At 66.3% G+C, this 21816-nt stretch carries 17 protein-coding genes and 1 riboswitch; of the genes, 16 read left to right on the top strand and 1 reads right to left on the bottom strand.

Annotated elements, in window-relative coordinates; translation table 11 throughout:
• Position 1 precedes the first annotated feature (1 nt).
• The 3 genes from ilvC to RDV55_RS08565 all read left to right on the top strand — a co-directional run bounded on the left by ilvC (position 2) and on the right by RDV55_RS08565 (position 5099).
• Positions 2–1027, top strand: a complete 1026-nt coding sequence (gene ilvC / locus RDV55_RS08555) for a ketol-acid reductoisomerase (RefSeq protein WP_111823928.1) — start codon at positions 2–4, stop codon at positions 1025–1027.
• A 656-nt stretch (positions 1028–1683) separates the two neighbouring features.
• Positions 1684–3906, top strand: a complete 2223-nt coding sequence (locus RDV55_RS08560) for a sialidase family protein (RefSeq protein WP_111823929.1) — start codon at positions 1684–1686, stop codon at positions 3904–3906.
• A 143-nt stretch (positions 3907–4049) separates the two neighbouring features.
• Complete coding sequence (locus RDV55_RS08565; RefSeq protein ID WP_111823930.1) at positions 4050–5099, top strand: 3-isopropylmalate dehydrogenase; 1050 nt, start codon at positions 4050–4052, stop codon at positions 5097–5099.
• Positions 5100–5189: 90 nt separating this feature from the next.
• Here RDV55_RS08565 and RDV55_RS08570 read toward each other — a convergent pair whose 3' ends face one another.
• Positions 5190–6194, bottom strand: coding sequence for a hypothetical protein (locus RDV55_RS08570; protein ID WP_111823931.1), 1005 nt, complete (start codon positions 6192–6194; stop codon positions 5190–5192).
• Positions 6195–6264: 70 nt separating this feature from the next.
• Here RDV55_RS08570 and rimP point away from each other — a divergent pair, with 70 nt between their 5' ends.
• The 13 genes from rimP (at position 6265) to RDV55_RS08635 (ending at position 21814) form a co-directional block, all read left to right on the top strand.
• A complete protein-coding gene (rimP, locus tag RDV55_RS08575) occupies positions 6265–6735 on the top strand; it encodes a ribosome maturation factor RimP (protein ID WP_111823932.1) in 471 nt (156 codons plus the stop codon).
• Positions 6736–6831: 96 nt separating this feature from the next.
• A riboswitch (TPP riboswitch) is annotated at positions 6832–6939 on the top strand.
• A 33-nt stretch (positions 6940–6972) separates the two neighbouring features.
• The gene (locus RDV55_RS08580; protein WP_111823933.1) at positions 6973–8091 is read left to right on the top strand and encodes a phosphotransferase enzyme family protein; all 1119 of its coding nucleotides are present in this window, start codon (positions 6973–6975) and stop codon (positions 8089–8091) included.
• 11 nt (positions 8092–8102) lie between these two features.
• On the top strand, positions 8103–9131 hold the full coding sequence (locus tag RDV55_RS08585) for an ABC transporter substrate-binding protein (RefSeq protein WP_245907723.1): 1029 nt from the start codon (positions 8103–8105) through the stop codon (positions 9129–9131).
• Complete coding sequence (locus RDV55_RS08590) at positions 9115–10731, top strand: ATP-binding cassette domain-containing protein (protein ID WP_245907725.1); 1617 nt, start codon at positions 9115–9117, stop codon at positions 10729–10731. Before RDV55_RS08585 ends, RDV55_RS08590 begins: the two co-directional genes overlap by 17 nt.
• Positions 10713–11627, top strand: a complete 915-nt coding sequence (locus tag RDV55_RS08595) for an ABC transporter substrate-binding protein (protein WP_245907726.1) — start codon at positions 10713–10715, stop codon at positions 11625–11627. Before RDV55_RS08590 ends, RDV55_RS08595 begins: the two co-directional genes overlap by 19 nt.
• Before the next feature lie 226 nt (positions 11628–11853).
• Positions 11854–12882 (top strand): transcription termination factor NusA, encoded by a 1029-nt coding sequence (gene nusA / locus RDV55_RS08600; protein ID WP_111823935.1) that lies wholly within the window; start codon positions 11854–11856, stop codon positions 12880–12882.
• A gap of 56 nt (positions 12883–12938) precedes the next feature.
• Positions 12939–13214, top strand: coding sequence for a YlxR family protein (locus RDV55_RS08605; protein WP_165835858.1), 276 nt, complete (start codon positions 12939–12941; stop codon positions 13212–13214).
• A gap of 136 nt (positions 13215–13350) precedes the next feature.
• A complete protein-coding gene (gene infB / locus RDV55_RS08610; protein WP_111823936.1) occupies positions 13351–16167 on the top strand; it encodes a translation initiation factor IF-2 in 2817 nt (938 codons plus the stop codon).
• 99 nt (positions 16168–16266) lie between these two features.
• Positions 16267–16716, top strand: coding sequence for a 30S ribosome-binding factor RbfA (gene rbfA / locus RDV55_RS08615; RefSeq protein ID WP_111823937.1), 450 nt, complete (start codon positions 16267–16269; stop codon positions 16714–16716).
• A gap of 5 nt (positions 16717–16721) precedes the next feature.
• Positions 16722–17774 carry a tRNA pseudouridine(55) synthase TruB gene (gene truB / locus RDV55_RS08620; protein ID WP_165835855.1) on the top strand — a complete coding sequence of 351 codons (1053 nt, stop codon included), beginning with the start codon at positions 16722–16724 and terminating at the stop codon, positions 17772–17774.
• 10 nt (positions 17775–17784) lie between these two features.
• A complete protein-coding gene (locus RDV55_RS08625; protein ID WP_111823939.1) occupies positions 17785–18774 on the top strand; it encodes a bifunctional riboflavin kinase/FAD synthetase in 990 nt (329 codons plus the stop codon).
• Positions 18775–18982: 208 nt separating this feature from the next.
• On the top strand, positions 18983–19285 hold the full coding sequence (gene rpsO, locus RDV55_RS08630; RefSeq protein ID WP_003792740.1) for a 30S ribosomal protein S15: 303 nt from the start codon (positions 18983–18985) through the stop codon (positions 19283–19285).
• 183 nt (positions 19286–19468) lie between these two features.
• Positions 19469–21814: a polyribonucleotide nucleotidyltransferase gene (locus RDV55_RS08635; protein WP_111823940.1), complete on the top strand. Its 2346-nt coding sequence runs from the start codon at positions 19469–19471 to the stop codon at positions 21812–21814.
• Positions 21815–21816 lie beyond the last annotated feature (2 nt).

The following is a 21816-nucleotide window of genomic DNA, read 5'->3' on the forward strand; positions in this document are numbered from 1 at the left end:
AATGGCAGAAATCATCTACGACGACGGCGCAGATCTGTCGCTGATCCAGTCCAAGAAGGTTGCCATCATCGGTTACGGTTCGCAGGGTCACGCGCACGCGCTGAACCTGAAGGATTCCGGAGTTGACGTGGTCGTCGGCCTGCGCCCCGGTTCCTCTTCTTGGGCCAAGGCTGAGGCCGCGGGCCTTGAGGTCAAGGACGTGGCCGAGGCCGTCGCCGAGGGCGACGTCGTCTCGCTGCTGCTGCCCGACCAGGTCCAGCGCTCCGTGTACGCCGAGCAGGTTGCCCCCAACCTGAAGGAAGGTGCCGCCCTTCTCTTCGCACACGGCTTCAACATCCGCTACGGCTACATTGAGGTCCCCGAGGGTCACGATGTGGTCATGGTCGCCCCCAAGGGTCCCGGCCACAAGGTCCGCGAGACCTACACCCAGGGCAAGGGCACCCCGGACGTCGTCGCCGTCGAGGTGGACGCCTCCGGCCAGGCCTGGGATCTGGTCCTCTCCTACGCGAAGGCCATCGGCGGCACCCGCGCCGGCGTCATCAAGACGACCTTCACCGAGGAGACCGAAACCGACCTGTTCGGCGAGCAGGCTGTCCTGTGTGGCGGCGTCTCTCACCTGATCCAGGCCGGCTTCGAGACCCTGGTTGAGGCCGGCTACCAGCCCGAGATTGCCTACTTCGAGGTCTGCCACGAGATGAAGCTGATCGTCGACCTCATCAACGAGGGCGGCATCACCAAGCAGCGTTGGTCCTGCTCCGACACCGCCGAGTACGGCGACTACGTCTCCGGCCCGCGCGTCATCAACGAGTCCTCCAAGCAGGCCATGAAGGACGTCCTGGCCGACATCCAGGACGGCACCTTCGCCCGCAAGTTCATCGCCGATCAGGATAACGGCGCCCTCGAGTTCAAGGCGCTGCGCGCCGAGGAAGAGGCCCACCCGATCGAGAAGACCGGCCAGAAGCTGCGCAAGGCCTTCGGCTGGACCGACACCGACGAGGACTACACCGAGGGCAGCGCCGCGCGCTGATCTCGAGCTAAGTTCCGGCAAGTCTCAAGCCTCGGCCTCGTTCCTCTTATGGACGAGGCCGGGGCTGTTCTATGCGCTCGTCTGCAGGCAGCTAGAGGCGGCGCTCGGGTTTGGCCTCTGTGGATGCGCCAAGACGGACCGAGGGCCTTTCAGTGCTGATGGCAATGCGTGCGCCGCTTGTCGTGAGCTCGAGCGAGACAACAATTAGGAGCTTGTAGCGTCGTGGTGTCGTGCTCGCGATCCCGCGCGGTCCCATCGTTGTCCCAAGTCAATCCTCTCTTCGCGCTGGGAGCGTGTTTCGGGTGTGAGTTCAAGCTCTGTCACTCGGTCAATAGAGCTGGGGTTTGACCGATTGGGAGCTGGCTTGTTGGCGCGAAGTGCATCGCTATCGCGGCGCTGGCGCAGAGTGTGACATCCGAAGCTGTTCGTGTGCGTTGGGATGGTGCTATTGGCTCCTTCTGGGCGAAGCTGGCGAGAAAGCTGGGTGTGACAGTTGTTCGCGTCCTTATGGTTTTGCGTTATCCATGGGGTCTGGTGTGGCACATATATGTCGTATAACTGGTTGGTCAGCATCTAAATTTGTATGATGAATCTTGTGGAGAGGAAGATATGACTTGCTCGCCTCAGAATGACCACCCACATCGGAAGGACCAACGATGACCCTCCGCCACTACGGGCGTGCCCTCGCGGCCGTCTCGGGAGCAGCGCTGCTATGCGCGACGCTCTCAGTTCCCGCGTTTGCAACGCCCACCAGTGACACTGACGCCGCCGCTCCCACGGTGGTCGCGGCAACCGATGAAGAATCGGCCCCGATCACCGTCACCGCCACACGCACCGACTCCCACGGAGACAAGGTGTACGAGGGCGACCTCATCACCGTCACCTTCACCTACACCAACAACACCGACAATGCGCTCACCGTCTTCCCGGTGGACTCCAACCTGTCCGGCGTTCTCACCACCGGTGCCCCCAACTGCCGCTGGCATAACCTGGCCGCGCACACGACCAAGCAGTGCACGACCGCCACCCACACCGTGACGGCAGCAGACGTAGCAGCCGGTAGCTTCACCCCCACCTCAACGTGGGCAGCCACCCGTGACCGCAATGGCACCGACGTCATCGCCGGCGGTATCACCGCCAACAGTGATCCGATCACCGTCGCTCAGGGGGCGCATCCCCCGGCTCCCGACCCGCTCGAAACCCCCCAGGACTACGCGATTGGCGACAAAGTTCGCCTCGCATCCCCCGGCCTCGCAGGCTTCACCTGCCACCGGATCCCCGCGCTGACCACCGCGAACAACGGCTGGATCATCGCCTCCTGGGACGGCCGCCCCAACACCTGTCAGGACGCGCCTCAGGCCAACTCCATCGTCTACCGAATCTCCAAGGACGGCGGAAAGTCCTGGACCCCGATCAAGACGGCCCTGGCTGGCAGTCCCGGTGCCGACAAGATCGGCTACTCCGATCCCTCCTTCGTCGTCGACCGCACAACCGGCACGATCTTCCTCTTCTCGGTCAAGTCCTACGATGCGGGACTCTTCCAGTCTCAGCTTGGCACCGACCCCGAGGCTCGTAACATCCTGCACGCCCACGTGGTTGAATCCCACGACAACGGTGAGACCTGGGTCAACCCCCGCACCATTACCGACCAGGTGAGCGCCGGCTACACCGACAGGTGGTTTACTCGCTTCGCCTCCTCCGGCGAGGGTATTCAGCTGCGCTACGGTGCCTACTCGGGCCGCCTCATCCAGCAGTACGCCGTCGCCGACGCGGGAACCACCTCCCTCAAGGCCGTCTCCGTCTACTCCGACGACCACGGCGTGACCTGGAAGCCCGGCGCGCCCACCGAGGGAAGCGCGGACGAGAACAAGGTCGTCGAGCTCTCCGACGGCCGTCTACTGCTCAACTCGCGCACGCAGGGAACTGCGGGACAACGCCTCGAAGCCATCTCCTACGACGGCGGCGAGACCTGGGGCCCCTTCCGCCACAACTGGGACCTGACAGACCCGCGTAACAACGCCTCCATCGTTCGCGCCTACCCGGATGCCCCCGAAGGCTCCGCGCGAGCCCGCGTCCTGCTCTTCTCCAACGCCGACTCCTCCAGTGCCCGCGCCAACGGTACGATTCGCATCTCCTACGATGACGGCTTCACCTGGAACGACGGTAAGGTCTTCGAGAGCGGCGAGATGGCCTACTCGACGCTGCACCCCCTCGGTGACGGTACCTGGGGCCTGCTGTACGAGTCAGGCGGATACAAGAACATCGAATTCATGCGCCTGGATGCCGACTACCTCGGCCTGACCGACCCCGGCGAAGAGGACGCCCCCGAGCCCGAGCCCATGCCGGACCCGCAGCCGCAGCCCGCCCCGGAACCGAACCCGACGGCCACTCCCGCCCACTGGGTCAATACCGGTTCGGGTTGGAAGTGGCAGCTGGAAGACTCCAGCTACGCGATGAACCAGACGATCGTCATTGGCGAGGCCACCTACCGCTTCGGCGCAGATGGCATGATGGTCACCGGCTGGGATAACCAGGGCGGCGTGTGGAGTTACTACAATGCCTACGGCGCTCGCGCGAGCGGATGGCTCACGGACGCCGGTAGCTGGTACTACCTCGATCCTGCGACCGGCGCGATGGCCACCGGTTGGACCCAGATCGACGGCACCTGGTATCTCTTCTCCGCCTCCGGCGCGATGCTCACCGGCTGGCAGCACGCCGGTAGCTGGTACTACCTGGCCCCGTCGGGTGCCATGCTCACCGGCTGGCAGCAGCTCGGCTCCGCCTGGTACTACTTCGCCGGCGACGGCCACATGGTCACCGGTTGGCAGATGATCGACGGCCGCTGGTACTTCTTCGCGCCGTCGGGTGCGTGGATCTGATCCGTGTCTGACGCGAGGCCGGGCCGGGGGAGCGTGAGCACCCTCCCGGCCCCGGCCTCGTCTATGGGAGACGTCACCTGGGAATCGGCCCACGTGGTGGAACGATTCCGTCGCCGGACACGCGGCCGGGGGAAGATGGAGACATGACACTGAACATCGCAGTAATCCCCGGAGACGGCATCGGCAAGGAAATCGTCCCTGAAGGCCTCAAGGTCCTGGACCGCGTTCTGGCGGACAAGGGTATTGAGTACTCTACGACTCTCTTCAACCTGGGTGCCGAGCGCTGGCACGCGACCGGCGACACCCTCACCGACGAAGACCTCGAGGCCATCAAGCGCCATGACGTCATCCTCCTGGGTGCGGTCGGCGACCCCTCCGTTCCCTCGGGAGTCCTTGAGCGCGGACTGCTCCTCAAGCTGCGTTTCGCCCTCGATCACTACGTGAACCTTCGCCCCTCGAAATACTACGAGGGCGTGCCCAGTCCGCTGGCTGACCCCGGCGACATCGACTTCGTCGTCGTTCGCGAAGGCACGGAGGGCCTCTACTGCGGCAACGGCGGGGCCGTGCGCGTGGGCACCCCCCACGAAATCGCCACCGAGGTCAGCGTCAACACCGCCTACGGCGTCGAGCGCGTCGTGCGCTACGCCTTCGAGACGGCGTCCTCTCGCAAGAAGCATCTGACCCTGGTCCACAAGCACAACGTCCTCGTCAACGCGGGACACATGTGGCGACGCATCGTCGACGAGGTGGGGGAGGAGTTCCCCGACGTGACCGTCGATTACTGCCACATTGACGCCGCGACCATCTACATGGTCACCGACCCGGGCCGCTTCGACGTCATCGTCACGGACAACCTCTTCGGAGACATTCTCACCGACGAGGCCGGGGCCGTCACCGGCGGCATTGGCCTGAGCGCCTCCGGCAACCTCAACCCTTCGCGCGTCTTCCCCTCCATGTTCGAGCCCGTGCACGGTTCCGCCCCCGACATCGCCGGGCAGGGCAAGGCCGACCCGACCGCGACCGTCTCGTCGGTCGCGCTCATGCTGGACTTCATGGGCTACGCCGAGGAAGCGGAGCGTGTGCGCGCCGCGATCGACGCAGACATGGCCGCCCGCGCCGAGGCCGCGGCCAGCGGCAGCCCCCTCGTGCGATCGACCTCCCAGATCGGAGACGATATCGCAGCCAGGGTCTGACCCCAGACAATGACGCAGGGCCGCTCCCCGAACGGGGAGCGGCCCTGTAGTTTGCCTATGGTCGCCCCTGCTGGGCGTTGGCGGAATGCCTCAGCGTGTGCCGATGAGGGCGGGAAGTGTCGTGCGAGGCGCCCACTGCTCGATGTCCGCCAATGCTGCGCTTGCCCCCGCTGCCCGCACGTCGGCGGAGTCGCTGGCTAGCATCGCGGCGTCCGCCGCCAGCAGATTTGCGGCTAGAGACGGGGCGTCAAGGAAACCGAGGTTGCAGCGAGGAGAACGGGTATCCGTCGCACCGGCACGCAGGGCGATGTCTACGCGAACCAGAAGTTCGCCCGACACGGCGTACGCGTCGGACAGGGAGCCGGCGCTGACCTGAGCCTTCGGCAGGGTGGACGCCGTGCAATCCCAGGTTGCGACCGCAGTCGACAGCTCCTGAGAGTCGGGCAGCTTCTTGCCCGAGGGGGCAAAGGAAGAGGAGAGCGTCGGAGCGTCAAAGAGATCAATGGACCAGGTCTGGACTCCCTGACGCGAAGCAATATTCACTCGATCATTGACAAGGAGCGCCTGATCCAGACCTGTGTCCACCTCGATGCCGTACGCGTGGGCGATCGTCACGGCGCTCGCGTAACGGCCAAGCGACGCGGCCGACAGCGTGCGGGCCTCCTCGGAGGACGTGCGATTGGGGTCAGCGGCGATCTCCAGGTCGCGGGTCGCTGTGCGGGCCAGCCACGAGACGAAAGCAGACACGTCGGTGGGAGCCTCGGAGACTGGGGCCGGAGCGGACTCGCCCTCGGGCGTCGCCCCTCCCCACGGATCCCACAGGCCCCCCAGCACCTCGAGCCGCTCATGTGACGCCGACGCGACGGAACGCAGAGCAGCCGAACACGATGCGCACTCCGTCGCGACCTCAGCGAGCTGGGTCGCGCGCTCGGATGCTGCCGCCTCCGTACGCGCGGCCTGGTCGCGCACCGCGTCAAAACCAGACAGAGTCGGCAGGGACGAGGACGAGCACGCGGACAGCGCGAGAAGCGCCGCTCCAGTCGCAGCGAGGCCGGGGAGGCGACGTGTGGTCAAAGTCAGTTTTGCGAAACGCACATCCGCATCATCCCACACCCCGGGTAGGATAGGGAACTGACCCGCTTACGCGACAGAAAGATAGGCACATATGGCATCGTCCACGTCAGAGGGACCGCTCGAGGAGCTGCTGGCTCCCGTGGTCGCACAGTCGGGACTGGAACTGGACTCAGTCATCCGTTCGCGCTCAGATGCGATGCCGCTCCTCCGGGTCATCGTCGAGGCACCGATCGGCGCAGGCGGAATTGATTCCGACACGCTCGCAGACGTGTCCCGCGCCGTGTCGAAAGCCCTGGACGCAGCGGACCCGATCGACGGCGAATACTTGCTGGAAGTGTCTACTCCCGGGGCCGAACGCGAGCTCACGAAGGTCGGGCACTGGATGCGACAGATCGGACGCCTAGTGCGGATCAAGCTGCGTGCCGGCGGTTACGTTTCCGGTCGCGTCGTCGCGGCCGACGAGACCAGCGCGACGATCGACGTTGACGGCGAAACGACGATCATTGACTACCAGGACATGAGGAAGGCGCGCTCCCGTGTCGACTTTGGGTCGGGGGACTAAGCTCCTCACACCGCCCACGTGCCCGGCTGCGTCCACGCAGCCGGGCATATTTCTGTGATCTAGTTGATATATCTCCCCGTCGGGGTGTAGAGTGTGACGCGATGCACGGGAGCCCTGACAGTAGGGGGCTGAGAGGGAGGCGATCCTCCGACCGACACACCTGATCCGGATCATACCGGCGTAGGGACGCAGACACTTCTTCCACGAAGGCTCGTGCGCGCACGCGAAAGAGCCGTAGTGAGCGACAGCAACAAACACCTCGACGTGACGACCAGGGTCTGGCCCGTCATCTCCGAAGACGAATGTGAGCGGGTGCTTGCCCGCCTCGCCACCCCTCTCACAGGTACCGTCCTGCAGGTCTCCAACCGCCCCACAGCAGCGGGAATCCTCGTCGACGCAGGCACCTCGACAGTCTTCATCAAACGCTACGCACCCGGTGCCGTCCCCGCCGACCATCTGCGCGCAGTCCACGGCCTCGTCGCACACATCCGCGCGAGAAGATTTCCCACCCCCGCATTCCTACCCTTCGCCGACTCTGACACCGTCTGGGAAACGCCGACGGGGACGTGGGAAGTGTGCGAGGGTGCCATCGGCGAGGACCGCTACCGCGACGACCCCACGTGGACGATTCCCGGCACGCTCGACGAAGCTCACGCCCTCGGATCCATGACCGCCCGCCTCGCCCTGGCCTCGTCGGATTATCACGCCGCGCTCAACCCGCCGAGCGCCTATCAATCGCGGATGCGACTCTTTGCGCAGGACCCTCGCCGCGACTTGCCCCAGTGGCTCGCTGAGCGTCCCGGTGTCCGGGCCTACCTGCGTGACTCCGGTAGGCGCATCGAGGACCAGTGGGCACCCCACCTCGACTTCGCGGCCGCCTACGCCCCCATCGCCGCCCAGCTGCCCACCTCCTGGACGCACGGAGACCTGCACGTCTCCAACGTCTTCTGGAAGGGCCTGGCCCCCTCCCAGTTCATCGACTTCGGACTGGCAGACCGCAACCCCTCCGTCTACGACCTGGCTCTCATCATCGAACGAAACGCCTTCGAATGGACTCGCATCGTCGACGGCGACGAAGAAGCAGTCCACCGCGACATCACCCTCGCCCTCATCGACGGATACGAGGAAATGCGACCCCTCAGCCCGCTCGAGCGGCGAGGCCTCCTCGCCCTCATGCCCCTGATTCAAGCCGAATCCGGCCTGAACTGGATCGAATACCAGTACGGGGCGACCAAATCCATGCCCGGTGCCGACTGGTGCCTGGACGTTTTCTTCGGTGAGCACACGCGATGGTTCACCCGCCAACCCGGGCGCGACTACCTCGCATGGCTCGACGACGCGATCTCACACCACTGAAAGGACCAACGATGAGACGACCACTCGCAGCACTGACTGCCCTCCTGCCCGCCTGCGCGCTCGCGCTCGCATCGTGTGCAGGCAACGCGAGCACCCCACAGAGCAGCCCACAACGCCAAAGCGTGAGCGTCGTTTTGGACTGGACCCCGAATACCAACCACTCCGGCGTCTACCTCGCCATGGCGCGTGGCTACTACGAACAAGAGGGCATCGATGTGGATATCCTGCCCTACTCCGAAGCGGGTTCCGCCTCCGTCCTACTCGGAGGGGGAGCAGACTTCGCCTTCGAGGGCGCCTACTCGGTCATCAGCGGACGCGCTCGAGGGGACGAGATGACCATGGTGTTCAACCTCCAGCAACAATCCTCGCAGGGGATCGCCGTGCGCGCGGATAACACGGACATTACTCGGCCCGCTGATCTCGACGGCAAACTCTTCGCTACGTGGGGAGCGGCCGAGGGCGTCGCGAAGGTGCAAACGATGATCCGCAACGACGGCGGGCAAGGAAACGTGGAGACGGCCCTCCTCGGCACCAGCGCCTATGCCGCCGTCTACAACGGCACCGCAGACTACGCCGAAGGCCTCACGACGTGGGAAGGCATCGAAGCCGAACTCGCAGGCACTCCCCTGAAGTGGTTTATGCCCGCCGACTACGGAGTCGAAACGACCCCCGCCGAGCTCGGACTGGTCACAACCCCCACCTACCTGCGGGACCACGCCGACCTGGCTAAGCGTTTCATCCGGGCGACCCAGCGCGGATACAAGGATGCCATCGCCGATCCGTCTGCCGCAGTGGACGCCCTCATAAGCACTAACCCCGACGCTGCGATCGACCGCGAACTAGCATCGCGCAGCCAGGAGCTTCTTTCCTCAAAGTACTGGCAGGACTCCTCTGGAAGCGTCGGCCACGGCGACCCGGCTCGCTGGCAGGGCTACATCGACTATCTGCTTGCGCAAGGACTCCTCGAAGATGCGTCCGGGGCACCCGCGTCCGCCCCGCTGTCCGGAGCAGACATGGTGAGCAATGACCTCCTCGAATAGCCCCACCCCAGTCGCTGCGCGCGTGCGAGACAACGCCACGCGCGCAGCATGGGCGTGTGTCTCCCTGAGCGTGGTCGTAGTGGTGTGGCAACTTGCCCACCTCACCTCGGGCCTCTCGCAGCGTATCCTGCCTGCTCCGACGACTATCCTCGCCTCCGCCGTCGTCAGCTGGCCCTCACTCAGCGCTGCCGCCTGGGCGACGGGCGTCGAAGGAATCGCCGGAATGATCGCGGGTATCGCCGTGGGCATCGTCATCGCGTTCACCACCTCGCTATGGCCGCGCCTCACCCACGTCGCCATGCCGATCCTGGTCGTCTCCCAAACGGTCCCTCTCGTGGCCGTCGCGCCCCTCATGGTCATCTGGATGGGCTTTACCATGGCCTCGAAGATCGTGGTTGTCGCCGTCTTCACGGCATTTCCCGTGGCTCTCGCCCTGCTGCGCGGGCTTGGGCGTGTACCGGCCTCGCTCACCGACCCGATGGAAGTTGCAGGGGCCTCGCGTATATGGATCCTGCTGCACGCGCGCCTGCCCTGGGCGCACACCCACCTCTTCTCTGGAATCCGCATCGCCGCCACCTATGCTTTCGCATCCGCAGCAACCGCGGAGTTCATGGGGGCCAAACGAGGACTCGGTGTGTTCCTCCTGAGTGCCCAGTCCTCGTTCCGTACGGACCTCGTCTTCGCTGGCGCTGGCACCCTCGTGGTCATGACGATCATCCTGTACGCGATCGTTGCTGCTGCTGAGGCCCTGACCTCTCGCAGCTCCCTCCCAGGCCGGTGGCGGCGCGCGCCGGGCAGACAACAGGTCGCGCCTGGGCGTATCGAGATGACGTCAGTGTCGAAGACCTACCGATCCTCCCAGGGAGAGGTACGCGCATTGGACGGCGCAGACCTCATCGTTGAGGAGGGGACGATTGCCGCCGTGGTCGGGCCATCCGGATGCGGGAAGAGCACCCTCATCCGCATCGCCGCCGGACTCGAGCGTGCGGACAATGCGATAGGCCAAGGGAAGGCGAGCGAATCGGCGTCCTGCGCCCTCATGCCGCAGTCAGACTCCCTCGCGCCCTGGCTGCGCGTGCGGGACAACGTGGCGCTTCCCCTCGTCCTGGCCGGTGCGTCGAAGCGCGACGCCCTCACCCGAGCTGACGCCACCCTCGACAGCCTCGGGCTGGGATCCTTCGCCTCCCACCGGCCAGACGAGCTCTCCGGGGGTATGCGCGCCCGCGTCGCCTTCGCTCGCACGTTGCTCACCCCCACGTCGGCGATGCTCCTCGACGAACCCTTCGGGGCGCTCGACGCACTCACCCGGGCACAGGTATGCGACTGGCTCGCCGACCTACTCCACAAGGATCCGCGGACAACAGTCATCGTTACCCACGACATCCTCGAGGCCGTTCAGCTCGCGGACACCGTCCACGTCATGAGTGCCCGGCCCGGTCACATCACCGACAGTATCCGCATCGACCTGCCGCACCCGCGCGGGCGCGGTACCCGCCGACTCGAGCGATTCCACGCCCTGTGCGCCCGCGTGGAAGACGCCCTCACTACCAACAACGGGCGCACCCAACACGAAGGAACACCATGCCAGTCACACGAGTAATGCTCGAATACGTCCACCCGTGGCCCAACCACGCCGGACTTTTCCTCGCCCGACGAAACGGAGGCTTCGCCCGCGCCGGACTTGATGTGGACCTCCTCTCAGACGGATACGACAGGGGAGGGGCGCCCGAGGTCCTCGCCCGCGGAGAATACGACATCGCCTCCCTGCGTCTGGGCCACGTCCTCCAATCGCGATCCACCGGTACCCCCTTCGTCGCGGTCGCGACACTCAACCAACGCCAGCTCGGCTCCGTCATTACGACGCCCGAGACCGGGATTGCGCGTTTCGCCGACCTGGAAGGCAAGACCGTGGCAGTTCCTCCCGTCGCTCGCCTCATCCGCGAGGTGCGCGAGGCCGTAGCCGCCGACGGAGCAGACCCCGCGCTCGTGCGCTTCGCGGACCCCGGCAACTGGGAACCCGACGTGAGGTCCGTCGAACAGGGCCTCTACGACGCCGTCATGAACGTGCGCGCGTGGGAACCCTTCCAGGGAAACACGCCTCTCGATGAGGTCGTGGTCCTCGAATTCGACTCGGTGGGAGTCGCCCCCCATCATTCCTACTTCCTCTCGGTGCGCCAAGACATGCTCGATCGTAACCCCGACTTCGTGCGCTCCTTCCTAGCCGCCGCGGCCAACGGCTACCGCGAAGCGATGGAAGACGAGGATGGTGCCGTCGAGGCGATGAGCTGGCCAATGTGTCATGTGCGTCCCGACGTCCTCCGCGCCTCCCTGCGTGCTATCCGAGACTCTTGGTTCACCCCCGAGGGACGCTGGGGTGAGATCCAGGAAGACCTCGTCACCTCTTACACGACGTGGATGGACGAGGGCGGCTGGCTCGAAGATGGTAGCCGCATCGAAGATCTGGAGGGTGCCTGGACAAACGACTTCCTGCCCTGACGCTCCCCGCAAGCGCTTGCTTGCACGAGCAGCGCGACAGCCGCCTCCTCCGACCCAAGGTCCGGCTGAGGCGGCTGTCCTCGGAGCTGCCATCACCCCCCCCACGGGCAGGATGGGCGAGACCGGCTCAACGACCACCAACGTCGTCGAATCGATTACCATGGGGTATCAGGACATGAGAAAGGCGCATTTGCGCGTCGACTTTGGAACGGGGAAGTAGGAGACCATGGAAATCGATATGACCGCTCTGCGGATGGTGGAAAACGAGAAGGGCGTCAGCCTTGAGACCCTCGTTGACGCTATCGAAGAGGCGCTGCTCAAGGCATACCACAACCTGCCCGGTGCCATCTCCCAGGCCCGCATCGAAATCGACAAGAAGACCGGACGCGTCACCGTCATGGCGATGGACGAGGACGAAGATGGCAACCCCATAGGCGAATTCGACGATACGCCGAAGAACTTCGGTCGCATCGCCCAGTCCACCGCTCGTTCCGTCATTATGCAGCGGCTGCGCGACGCCGACGACCAGCGAGTTTTCGGCGACTTCGCCGGCCGCGAAGGGCAGATCATCACCGGCACCGTCCAGGCTCCGCGCCCAGGGCGTCCAACGATGGTCCAGGTCTCCGACGACTTCGAGGCCGTCCTGCCCGACGGCGAAAAGGTTCCCGGTGAGTCCTACCGCCACGGCGATCGCATCCGTGCCTACGTCGTGGGTGTCGAGCGCACCGAGCGTGGTCCGCGCATCACCCTGTCGCGCACGCACCCGGGCCTTGTCGCCGGCCTGTTCCAGCGTGAGGTCCCGGAAATCCAGCAGGGCCTCGTCAAGATCAAGGCCATTGCCCGCGAGGCTGGACACCGCACGAAGATCGCCGTCGCCGCCACCCGCGAGGGTATCAACGCCAAGGGTGCCTGCATCGGCCCGATGGGCGCGCGCGTGCGTTCCGTCATGGCCGAGCTGGGCGGTGAGAAGATCGACATCGTCGACTACTCCGACGATCCGGCGCGCTTCGTCGCCAACTCGCTGTCCCCGGCTCGCGTCACCCGCGTCGTCGTCCACTCTGTGGATAACCGTACGGCCACCGCGATCGTTCCGGACTTCCAGCTCTCCCTCGCTATCGGCAAGGAAGGACAGAACGCACGCCTCGCCGCGCGACTGACGAACTACCACATCGACATTCACGCCGACACGGAAACCGGTGACGACGCGATTGCCTCGCGCGTCTCGACGCCCGACGACGTGACAAGTCGCTCATAGAATCTGAGACGAGCAATCCCCTAGCTGGACTAAGCTAGGGGGTTGTGTCGTATTCTGTGCCGCCAGCGCCCACCTCAGGGCCCCAGCGCACCTGCATTGGATGCGGCACGCAGGCACACCGATCCGTCCTCGTACGGATCGTTCGCTCGCCGGACGGCTCGATTCACCTCGACCGAGCGGCGACTCTTCCAGGCCGAGGAGCCTGGGTCCACCCTGACGAGGGGTGCGTCCAGAAAGCCCGAGCCAGGCGTGGCCTCGCGCGCTCATTCCGAGCGGGAAACCTGCCGGAAAGCGTGTGGGACGACGTGGAGGAGTTGATCAACCACCAGTGATGGCCACGCGCCATCAACGCCGAGAAAATGGAAGCGGGTTGGAAGCTGATGGGCACCCGATGAGTACCCAGCGATGAGCTGCCAGCAATATCAGTAAGGCGTCTCCGGACCGGAGACGCTTCCGGAATGGAGAAATGTGGCAAAGTTGCGTGTCCACGAGCTCGCCAAAGAGCTCGGAATCACCAGCAAAGAACTGATGGGTCACCTGAAGGAAGCAGGTGAATTCGTCAAGTCGTCGTCGTCCTCGCTCGAGCCGCCCGTTGTGCGGCAGATGCGCGAGAGGTTCGCGGCGGCCCCCAAGACCAAGAACGCGGAGGCCAAGCCTACCGCGCACGCCCCCAAGCCCGGCGCGGCCAAGCCCGCCGCGAAGAAGGCTACGACCCCCGCCGAAGCGACCGCTGAAGCGGCCCCCAAGCCCGGCGCCCCTAAGGCGGATACCCCCAAGCCCGGCGCGCCCAAGCCCGCCGCGTCCGCCAAGAGTGCGCCCAAGCCTCGTGCCAAGAAGCCCGAAGGTGCCCCCAAGCCCGCCGGCCGCAAGCCCGCGGAAGCTGGGGCGCCCAAGCCCGCGCCGCGTCGCACCGACGCCCCGCGCCCGGCTCGTCCCGGCGGTCCGCGTCCCGGCGGCCCGCGCCCGGGTAACAACCCCTACGCCTCCTCCCAGGGAATGCCCCGTCCGGGTGGCTCCGGCGGTCCGCGTCCCGGCGGTCCGCGTCAGGGTGCCTCCGGTAACGGTGGCCCCCGTCCCGGTGCGCCGCGTCAGGGTGCCTCCGGTAACGGTGGCTCGCGTTCCGGCGCTCCGCGTCCGGGTGGGAACCGCCCCAACCCGGGCATGATGCCCGGCCAGGCGAACTTCGCTCGTAACGCTGCCTCCGGTAACGGCGGCGGCGAGCGCGGAGGTCGCGGTGGTGGCCGCGGTCGCGGCACTGCTCGTCCCGGCGGCGCAGGTGCGGGTGCAGGCGCACCCCAGAACAACGCCGGCGGTTTCGGCGGTCCCCGCGGCGGTGGCCGCGGTGGTCGCGGCTCCACGCCCGGCGCATTCGGTCGCGGAGGCGGCCGCTCGCAGCGCGGACGCAAGTCGAAGCGCGCGAAGCGTCAAGAGTACGAGCAGCAGAACGCGCCCGTCATCGGCGGCGTGTCCATCCCGCGCGGAGGCGGCGCGCAGATCCGCATCCGTCAGGGCGCATCCCTGGCTGACCTCGCCGAGAAGATCGACGTCAATCCCGCAGCGCTCGTGACGGTCCTCTTCGCCCTGGGAGAGATGGCGACCGCCACGCAGTCCCTCGACCAGGACACCTTCGAGGCCCTGGGCGCGGAGCTCGGCTACGACGTCAAGGTCGTCTCGCCTGAGGACGAGGACCGCGAGCTGCTCGAGTCCTTCGACATCGACCTCGAAGCTGAAGAGCTCGACGACGCAGACAACATGGTGCCCCGACCCCCGGTCGTCACCGTCATGGGTCACGTCGACCACGGTAAGACCAAGCTGCTCGACGCGATCCGCCACACGGACGTTGTCGATACCGAGCATGGCGGCATCACCCAGCACATCGGCGCCTACCAGGTCACCGTTAAGGCTGAGGACGGCACCGCTCGACCGATCACCTTCATCGACACCCCCGGTCACGAGGCCTTCACGGCGATGCGTGCCCGTGGTGCCCAGGTCACCGACATCGCGATCCTCGTGGTCGCGGCCGATGACGGCGTCATGCCCCAGACGGTTGAGGCCATCAACCACGCCCAGGCGGCCGGCGTGCCGATCGTCGTCGCGGTCAACAAGGTCGATAAGGACACGGCGAACCCGGAGAAGATTCGCTCCCAGCTCACCGAGTACGGCCTGGTCGCGGAAGAGTACGGCGGCGACGTCATGTTCGTGAACATCTCCGCCAAGCAGCGCCAGGGCATCCGCGAGCTGCTCGAGGCCGTCCTGCTGACCGCCGACGCGGCCCTGACCCTCGAGGCCAACCCGCAGACCGATGCGCGCGGTGTCGCCATCGAAGCGAACCTGGACAAGGGCCGCGGCGCAGTCGCGACCATGCTCGTCCAGCGCGGCACGCTCCACGTGGGCGACTCCCTCGTGGTCGGCTCGTCCTACGGCCGCGTGCGCGCCATGTTCGACGACGCCGGTAACGACGTCTCCGAGGCCGGTCCGTCGACCCCCGTCGCGGTCCTGGGTCTCACGTCCGTCCCGCGTGCCGGCGACTCGTTCCTCGTCGCTTCGGATGACCGCACGGCCCGCCAGATCGCCGACAAGCGTGAGGCCGCCGAGCGTCAGGCCCTCCTGGCTAAGCGCCGCAAGCGCGTCTCCCTGGAGGACTTCGACAAGGTCCTGGCCGAGGGCGAGGTCGACACCCTCAACCTGGTCATCAAGGGCGACGTGTCCGGTGCCGTCGAGGCCCTGGAAGACTCGCTGCTGCGTATCGATGTGGGCGACGAGGTCGCGCTGCGTATCATTCACCGCGGTGTCGGTGCGATCACGCAGAACGACGTCAACCTGGCGACCGTCGACAACGCGGTCATCATCGGCTTCAACGTCCGTCCCGCCGAGCGCGTGGCCGAGATGGCGGATGCCGAAGGCGTCGAGATCAAGTACTACAACGTCATCTACTCCGCGATCGACGACATCGAGGCTGCCCTCAAGGGCATGCTCAAGCCGATCTACGAGGAGGTCCAGCTGGGCACCGCGGAGATCCGTCAGGTCTTCCGCTCCGGCAAGTTCGGCAACATCGCCGGTTCGATCGTCCGCTCCGGTACGATCAAGCGCGGCACCAAGGCTCGCCTGGTGCGCGACGGTGTGGTTGTCGCTGAGAACCTCGAGATCGCGTCCCTGCGTCGCGAGAAGGACGACGTCACCGAGGTCCGCGAGGGCTACGAGTGCGGTATCACCCTGGGTCACAAGGACATCGCCGAAGGCGACATCATTGAGACCTGGGAGATGCGCGAGAAGGCTCGTGACTGATCGCATGGCGTAAAGTATCGGGGTCCGGGCATGCTCGGACCCCGATCTTCTCTCACCAAGTGTTTTGACGAGGGCGACACCGCCCGAAAGGAGGGCGCGATGGCTGACGAAGCTCGCGTTCGAAAGGTGCAGGAGCGAATCCTGCAGACCGTCGCGTCGATGATCGGACGCCACGTGAAGGATCCCCGGCTGGAACTCATCACCATCACGGACGTGCGAGTGACGGGTGACCTGCAGCATGCGTCCATCTTCTACACGGTGCTCGGCGACGACGAGCAGCGCGAGAAGGCCGGCCGCGCGTTCGCATCCGCGCAGGGGCTCTTCCGCTCGCGCGTGGGCAAGGCACTGGGTCTGCGCCTGACGCCGACCCTGGAGTTCATCCCCGACGCCCTGCCTGAGAGCGCCGCCGCGCTGGAGGACGCCCTAGCCAAGGCGAAGGCGAAGGACGAAGCCATCGCCGCGGCCTCGCAGGGAGCCACCTACGCCGGCGACGCCGACCCCTACCGTCACGACGACGAAGAGGACGAGGCCGAAAAGGATTGGGCCTGACCCTCATGGCTCGTCGCCCCGATAATCCTCGTCCCGGCCTGCTCGTCATTGATAAGCCGCAGGGCTTGACCAGCCACGACGTGGTCTCGCGCGTGCGACGCTTGGCCCACACCCGCAAGGTGGGGCACGGCGGCACCCTGGACCCGATGGCCACGGGAGTCCTCGTCATCGGCATCGGGAAGGCGACGAAGCTGCTCACCTGGGTGAGCGGTCATTCCAAGGAGTATCGGGCGACGATCCGCTTGGGCGTCGCGACCAACACGGACGATGCTGAGGGCATCGTCACCGCTGCCCCCGGTTGTGAGTCGCTGAGTGCGGCGGACCTCGAGTCCGCGCTCGCTTCGCTGCGCGGCGACATCATGCAGGTTCCCTCGACCGTCTCGGCGATCAAGGTCAATGGCAAGCGCGCCTATGCCCTCGCCCGTGCAGGCGAGGACGTCGAGCTGGCCGCGCGCCCGGTGCGCATCTCGCGCCTGGAGGTCCTTGCACCCCCGCGCCCCGCGTGGTGCATCCTCGACGAGCCCGACCCTGAAACCGCTCCCGATCGCGCGGTCCCGCCAGGAAGAGTCCGGGTCGTGGACGTTGACGTCGTCGTCGAGTGCTCCTCGGGCACTTACGTGCGCGCCCTGGCGCGCGACGCTGGCGAGGCGCTCGGCGTGGGCGCGCACCTGACGGCGTTGCGCCGTACGCGCGTGGGGGACGTCCCGCTGGAGGCGGCAATGACGCTCGGCGAACTGAGCGCAGCCGTCGAGGCGGCAACCGCCGAAGGAGAGTCGGACGCGGAGCCGATCCTACCCCTCGTCCCACTCGGTGATGCGGCGCGCACCATGTTCCCCTCCCTCCACCTGTCCGAGTCCGAGGCCGGGGCCTTCGCGCACGGCCAGGCCCCCAGGCGCTCGCGTGGCGAGCTGGCCCAATGGGTGAGCGAGGTAGGCTACTGCCCGCAGAACGCCCCCGAGGAGGAGGCCTCGCCGATCGCCGCCGTCGCACCCGACGGCACCGTCCTGGGCCTGCTTCGCATCGACGCGGCGCGCCTGCGTACCGTCCTGGTTTTCTAGAAAGAGACATATGAACGTCTGGTATTCCCTGTCTGACATTCCCGGCAACGAGGCCAGTGTCGTCACCATCGGCAACTTCGATGGCATGCACAACGGACACAAGAAGGTCATCTCCACCTGCATCGAGCGCGCTCACAAGCTCGGCGTCGATGCCGTGGCCATCACCTTCGACCCGCACCCGATCCAGGTCCACAAGCCTGAGGTAGGTCTCCAGCTCATCTCCCCGCTGCGCGACCGACTCGACGCGATGGGCGCTGCCGGACTGGACGGGACGCTCGTCGCCCACTACGACGCGAGCGTCTACAGCCTCGAGGCCGACGAGTTCGTGTACGAATACCTGGTGGAACGCTGCGGTGCGCGCGAGGTCGTCGTCGGTGAAGACTTCCGTTTCGGACGGGGCAACGCGGGGACGATCGACACGCTGCGAGAGCTCGGGCGCCGCCACGGCTTCAACGTCATCACGGTGACCGACATCGAGGCCCCTGAGGGACGTCGCTGGTCCTCATCCTGGGTACGCGAACTCCTGGCGGCTGGTGACGTGTCCGGTGCCGCCCGCGTCCTCGGTCACCTCCACCGAATCCGCGGCACCGTATGCCACGGCTTCAAGAGAGGACGCGCCCTCGGCTTCCCGACGGCGAACCTGTCCGAGGACGTCGAAGGCGTCATCCCTGCCGACGGCGTCTATGCCGGATGGGTAGTGCGCGCCGTGCCGGGCACCCAGTCCGCCGAGTTCCTCCCCGCCGCCATCTCGGTGGGCACAAACCCCCAGTTCAACGGCGAGGAACGCACCGTCGAAGCCCACGTCCTGGGCCGCTCGGACCTCAACCTGTACGGGGAGCGCATCGCGGTGACCTTCGTGTCACGCATCCGCCCCATGCTCTCCTTCGATTCCCTTGACGGACTGCTCACTCAGATGGACGACGACCTGCGTCAGACGGCTTCCGTCCTCGGTATCGGTGTCGCCGGGCGCGTCGATCCGGACTCCGTCACCGCCCGATAGGGCACCCTCCCAGTCGCTGTGCCCAGCGCCCGTGGTGGCCTACCCACCCCGCCCGAGGCCTAGACACGGAGGGCGGGGGAGGGGAGAAGGCCTCGTGAGAGTGCGGAATCGTTAGGTTGGTCGCTCATCGTGGGTTTATGCCGGTGGCGTGCTACTGTAGAAAGGCCGTACACCGGCCGCGGACTGTCAGCACCCGGGAGGAGCCCGGATGCCCCGCGCAACGAACACAAAGGAGAAGCCTGTGCCGCTGAGCAAGGACGTCAAGGACCAGATCATCGCCGAGTACGCGACCCACGAGGGCGACACCGGTTCCCCCGAGGTGCAGATCGCGCTGCTGACCCGCCGCATCAAGGATCTGACCGAGCACTTCAAGACCCACACGCACGACCACCACTCTCGTCGTGGCCTGCTCCTGCTGGTCGGCCGTCGTCGCCGTCTGCTGGGTTACCTGGCTGACATCGACATTGAGCGTTACCGTTCGCTGATCGAGCGTCTCGGCCTGCGCCGCTGATTTTGGGCCGGCCCGCCTCCCGTAGCGGAGACGGGCCGGTTTTCACACGCCCGCCTCGGGCAAACCGTCATATTTCGCGCGAAAACCGCCGGTTTTCGACAGTGGCCTACGGAGGTTTATCCGTGGGCTTCGATCGAAGGCCGAAGTGGAGCGCGACACCAACAAACCAAGGAGAAACGCCCCATGATGGAAGGCTCCGACATCGTCGCCGCAGAGGCGATTATCGATAACGGCCGTTTCGGCAAGCGTATCGTGCGCTTCGAAACCGGCCGTCTCGCCAAGCAGGCTGCCGGCTCCGCCCTGGCCTACCTGGATGATTCCACCACCGTTCTGTCCGCCACCACGGTGGGCAAGAACCCCAAGGACCAGTTCGACTTCTTCCCGCTGACCGTCGACGTTGAAGAGCGTCAGTACGCTGCGGGTCGCATCCCCGGTTCCTTCTTCCGCCGCGAAGGCCGCGCGGGCACCGAGGCCATCCTGGCCGCCCGCCTCATCGACCGCCCGCTGCGCCCCGGCTTCGTCAAGGGCCTGCGCAACGAGGTCCAGGTCGTTGAGACCGTCCTCACGATCGATCCGGATGACGCCTACGACGTTCTGGCGATCAACGCCGCGTCCATGTCCACCCAGATCGCCGGCCTGCCCTTCACCGGCCCGATCGGTGGTACCCGTCTGGCGCTGATCGACGGCCAGTGGGTCGCCTTCCCGCGCTGGAGCGAGCTTGAGCGTTCCGTGTTCAACATCGTTGTCGCTGGCCGCATCGTCACCAAGGAAGACGGCTCCGAAGATGTCGCGATCATGATGGTCGAGGCCGGCGGCGGCAGGAACGAGTGGGAGCTCATTCAGGCCGGCGCCACCGCTCCCACCGAAGATGTCGTGGCCGACGGCCTCGAGGCCGCCAAGCCCTTCATTAAGGCCCTGTGCGAGGCTCAGCTCAAGGTGGCCGAGAAGGCCTCTAAGGAGACCGTCGAGTTCCCGCTGTTCCTGGACTACACCGACGAAGAGTACGCCGCGGTTGAGGAATTCGCGGCGGAGAAGGTTGCCCAGGCCCTGCTGACCGAGGGCAAGCTCGCCCGTGACGAGGCCGTTGACGCCGTCAAGGAAGAGATGCTCGAGGCTCTGGCCGAGCGCTTCCCCGAGTCGGAGAAGGCCCTCAAGGCTGCGTTCCGTTCGCTCGAGAAGGCCACGATCCGTAACCGCACCCTGCGCGAAGAGATCCGTATGGACGGCCGTACCCCGCGCCAGATCCGTTCGCTCTCTGCCGAGGTCGAGGTCCTGCCCCGCGTGCACGGCTCCGCCCTCTTCCAGCGTGGCGAGACGCAGATCCTGGGCGTGACCACCCTGGCCATGCTGCGCATGGAGCAGCAGATCGACAACCTGTCGCCCATCAACGCCAAGCGTTACATGCACCAGTACAACTTCGCCCCGTTCTCCACGGGCGAGGTCGGCCGCGTCGGCTCCCCGAAGCGCCGCGAGATCGGTCACGGCGACCTGGCTGAGCGCGCCCTGGTTCCCGTCCTGCCCTCGCGCGAGGAGTTCCCCTACGCGATCCGTCAGGTCTCCGAGACCATGGGCTCCAACGGCTCCTCGTCGATGGGCTCCGTCTGCGCCTCGACCCTGTCCCTCCTCCAGGCAGGCGTGCCGCTGCGCGCCCCCGTCGCGGGCATCGCGATGGGCCTCATGACCGGCGAGGTCGACGGCGTGTCCAAGGCCGTCACCCTGACCGACATCCTGGGCGCCGAGGATGGCTTCGGCGACATGGACTTCAAGGTCGCCGGCACCCGCGACTTCATCACGGCCCTGCAGCTGGACACTAAGCTCGACGGCATCGACTCCCAGGTCCTGCGCGCCGCGCTGGCCCAGGCCCGTGACGCTCGCCTGGCGATTCTCGACCTGATCAACCAGGCGATTGACGGCCCGGATGAGATGAGCCCGAACGCTCCTCGCATCATCACCGTCAAGGTCCCCGTCGACAAGATCGGCGAGGTCATCGGCCCCAAGGGCAAGATGATCAACCAGATTCAGGACGAGACCGGCGCTGACGTCACCATCGAGGATGACGGCACCGTCTATATCGCTTCCTCCGACGGTGCCTCCGCCGAGGCCGCCCGCACGATGGTCAACCAGATCGCGAACCCGCAGATGCCCGAGGTCGGCGAGCGCTTCGTCGGCACGGTCGTCAAGACCACGTCCTTCGGTGCCTTCGTGTCGCTGACCCCCGGTAAGGACGGTCTGCTGCACATCTCGCAGGTCCGTCGCCTCGTGGGCGGCAAGCGCATCGACTCCGTGGACGACGTCCTGCAGGTCGGCCAGCAGGTCGAGGTCGAGATCGCTGAGATCGGTGACCGCGGCAAGCTGAGCCTGCACGCCGTCATCGACGGCGAGGCCGGCGAGCTCGAGCCCCCCGAGGGCGAGCAGACCGAGCAGCGTCGTGAGCGCCGCGATCGCTCCGAGCGCCGCGAGCGTCGCCCCCGTACCCGCACCCGTCGCCGCCGTGACGACGAGCGCGAGGAGGGCGCTTCCGAGGAGTGAGC

The organism is Schaalia odontolytica (genome assembly GCF_031191545.1).
Taxonomy (GTDB): Bacteria; Actinomycetota; Actinomycetes; order Actinomycetales; family Actinomycetaceae; genus Pauljensenia; species Pauljensenia odontolytica.

Coding starts and splice junctions, on each gene's coding strand:
- RDV55_RS08560 (WP_111823929.1), top strand. CDS start 1,684: ATGACCCTCCGCCACTACGGGCGTGCCCTCGCGGCCGTCTCGGGAGCA.
- RDV55_RS08635 (WP_111823940.1), top strand. CDS start 19,469: ATGATGGAAGGCTCCGACATCGTCGCCGCAGAGGCGATTATCGATAAC.
- RDV55_RS08565 (WP_111823930.1), top strand. CDS start 4,050: ATGACACTGAACATCGCAGTAATCCCCGGAGACGGCATCGGCAAGGAA.
- nusA (WP_111823935.1), top strand. CDS start 11,854: ATGGAAATCGATATGACCGCTCTGCGGATGGTGGAAAACGAGAAGGGC.
- ilvC (WP_111823928.1), top strand. CDS start 2: ATGGCAGAAATCATCTACGACGACGGCGCAGATCTGTCGCTGATCCAG.
- rimP (WP_111823932.1), top strand. CDS start 6,265: ATGGCATCGTCCACGTCAGAGGGACCGCTCGAGGAGCTGCTGGCTCCC.
- RDV55_RS08595 (WP_245907726.1), top strand. CDS start 10,713: ATGCCAGTCACACGAGTAATGCTCGAATACGTCCACCCGTGGCCCAAC.
- rbfA (WP_111823937.1), top strand. CDS start 16,267: ATGGCTGACGAAGCTCGCGTTCGAAAGGTGCAGGAGCGAATCCTGCAG.
- rpsO (WP_003792740.1), top strand. CDS start 18,983: ATGCCCCGCGCAACGAACACAAAGGAGAAGCCTGTGCCGCTGAGCAAG.
- RDV55_RS08590 (WP_245907725.1), top strand. CDS start 9,115: ATGACCTCCTCGAATAGCCCCACCCCAGTCGCTGCGCGCGTGCGAGAC.
- truB (WP_165835855.1), top strand. CDS start 16,722: ATGGCTCGTCGCCCCGATAATCCTCGTCCCGGCCTGCTCGTCATTGAT.
- RDV55_RS08625 (WP_111823939.1), top strand. CDS start 17,785: ATGAACGTCTGGTATTCCCTGTCTGACATTCCCGGCAACGAGGCCAGT.
- RDV55_RS08585 (WP_245907723.1), top strand. CDS start 8,103: ATGAGACGACCACTCGCAGCACTGACTGCCCTCCTGCCCGCCTGCGCG.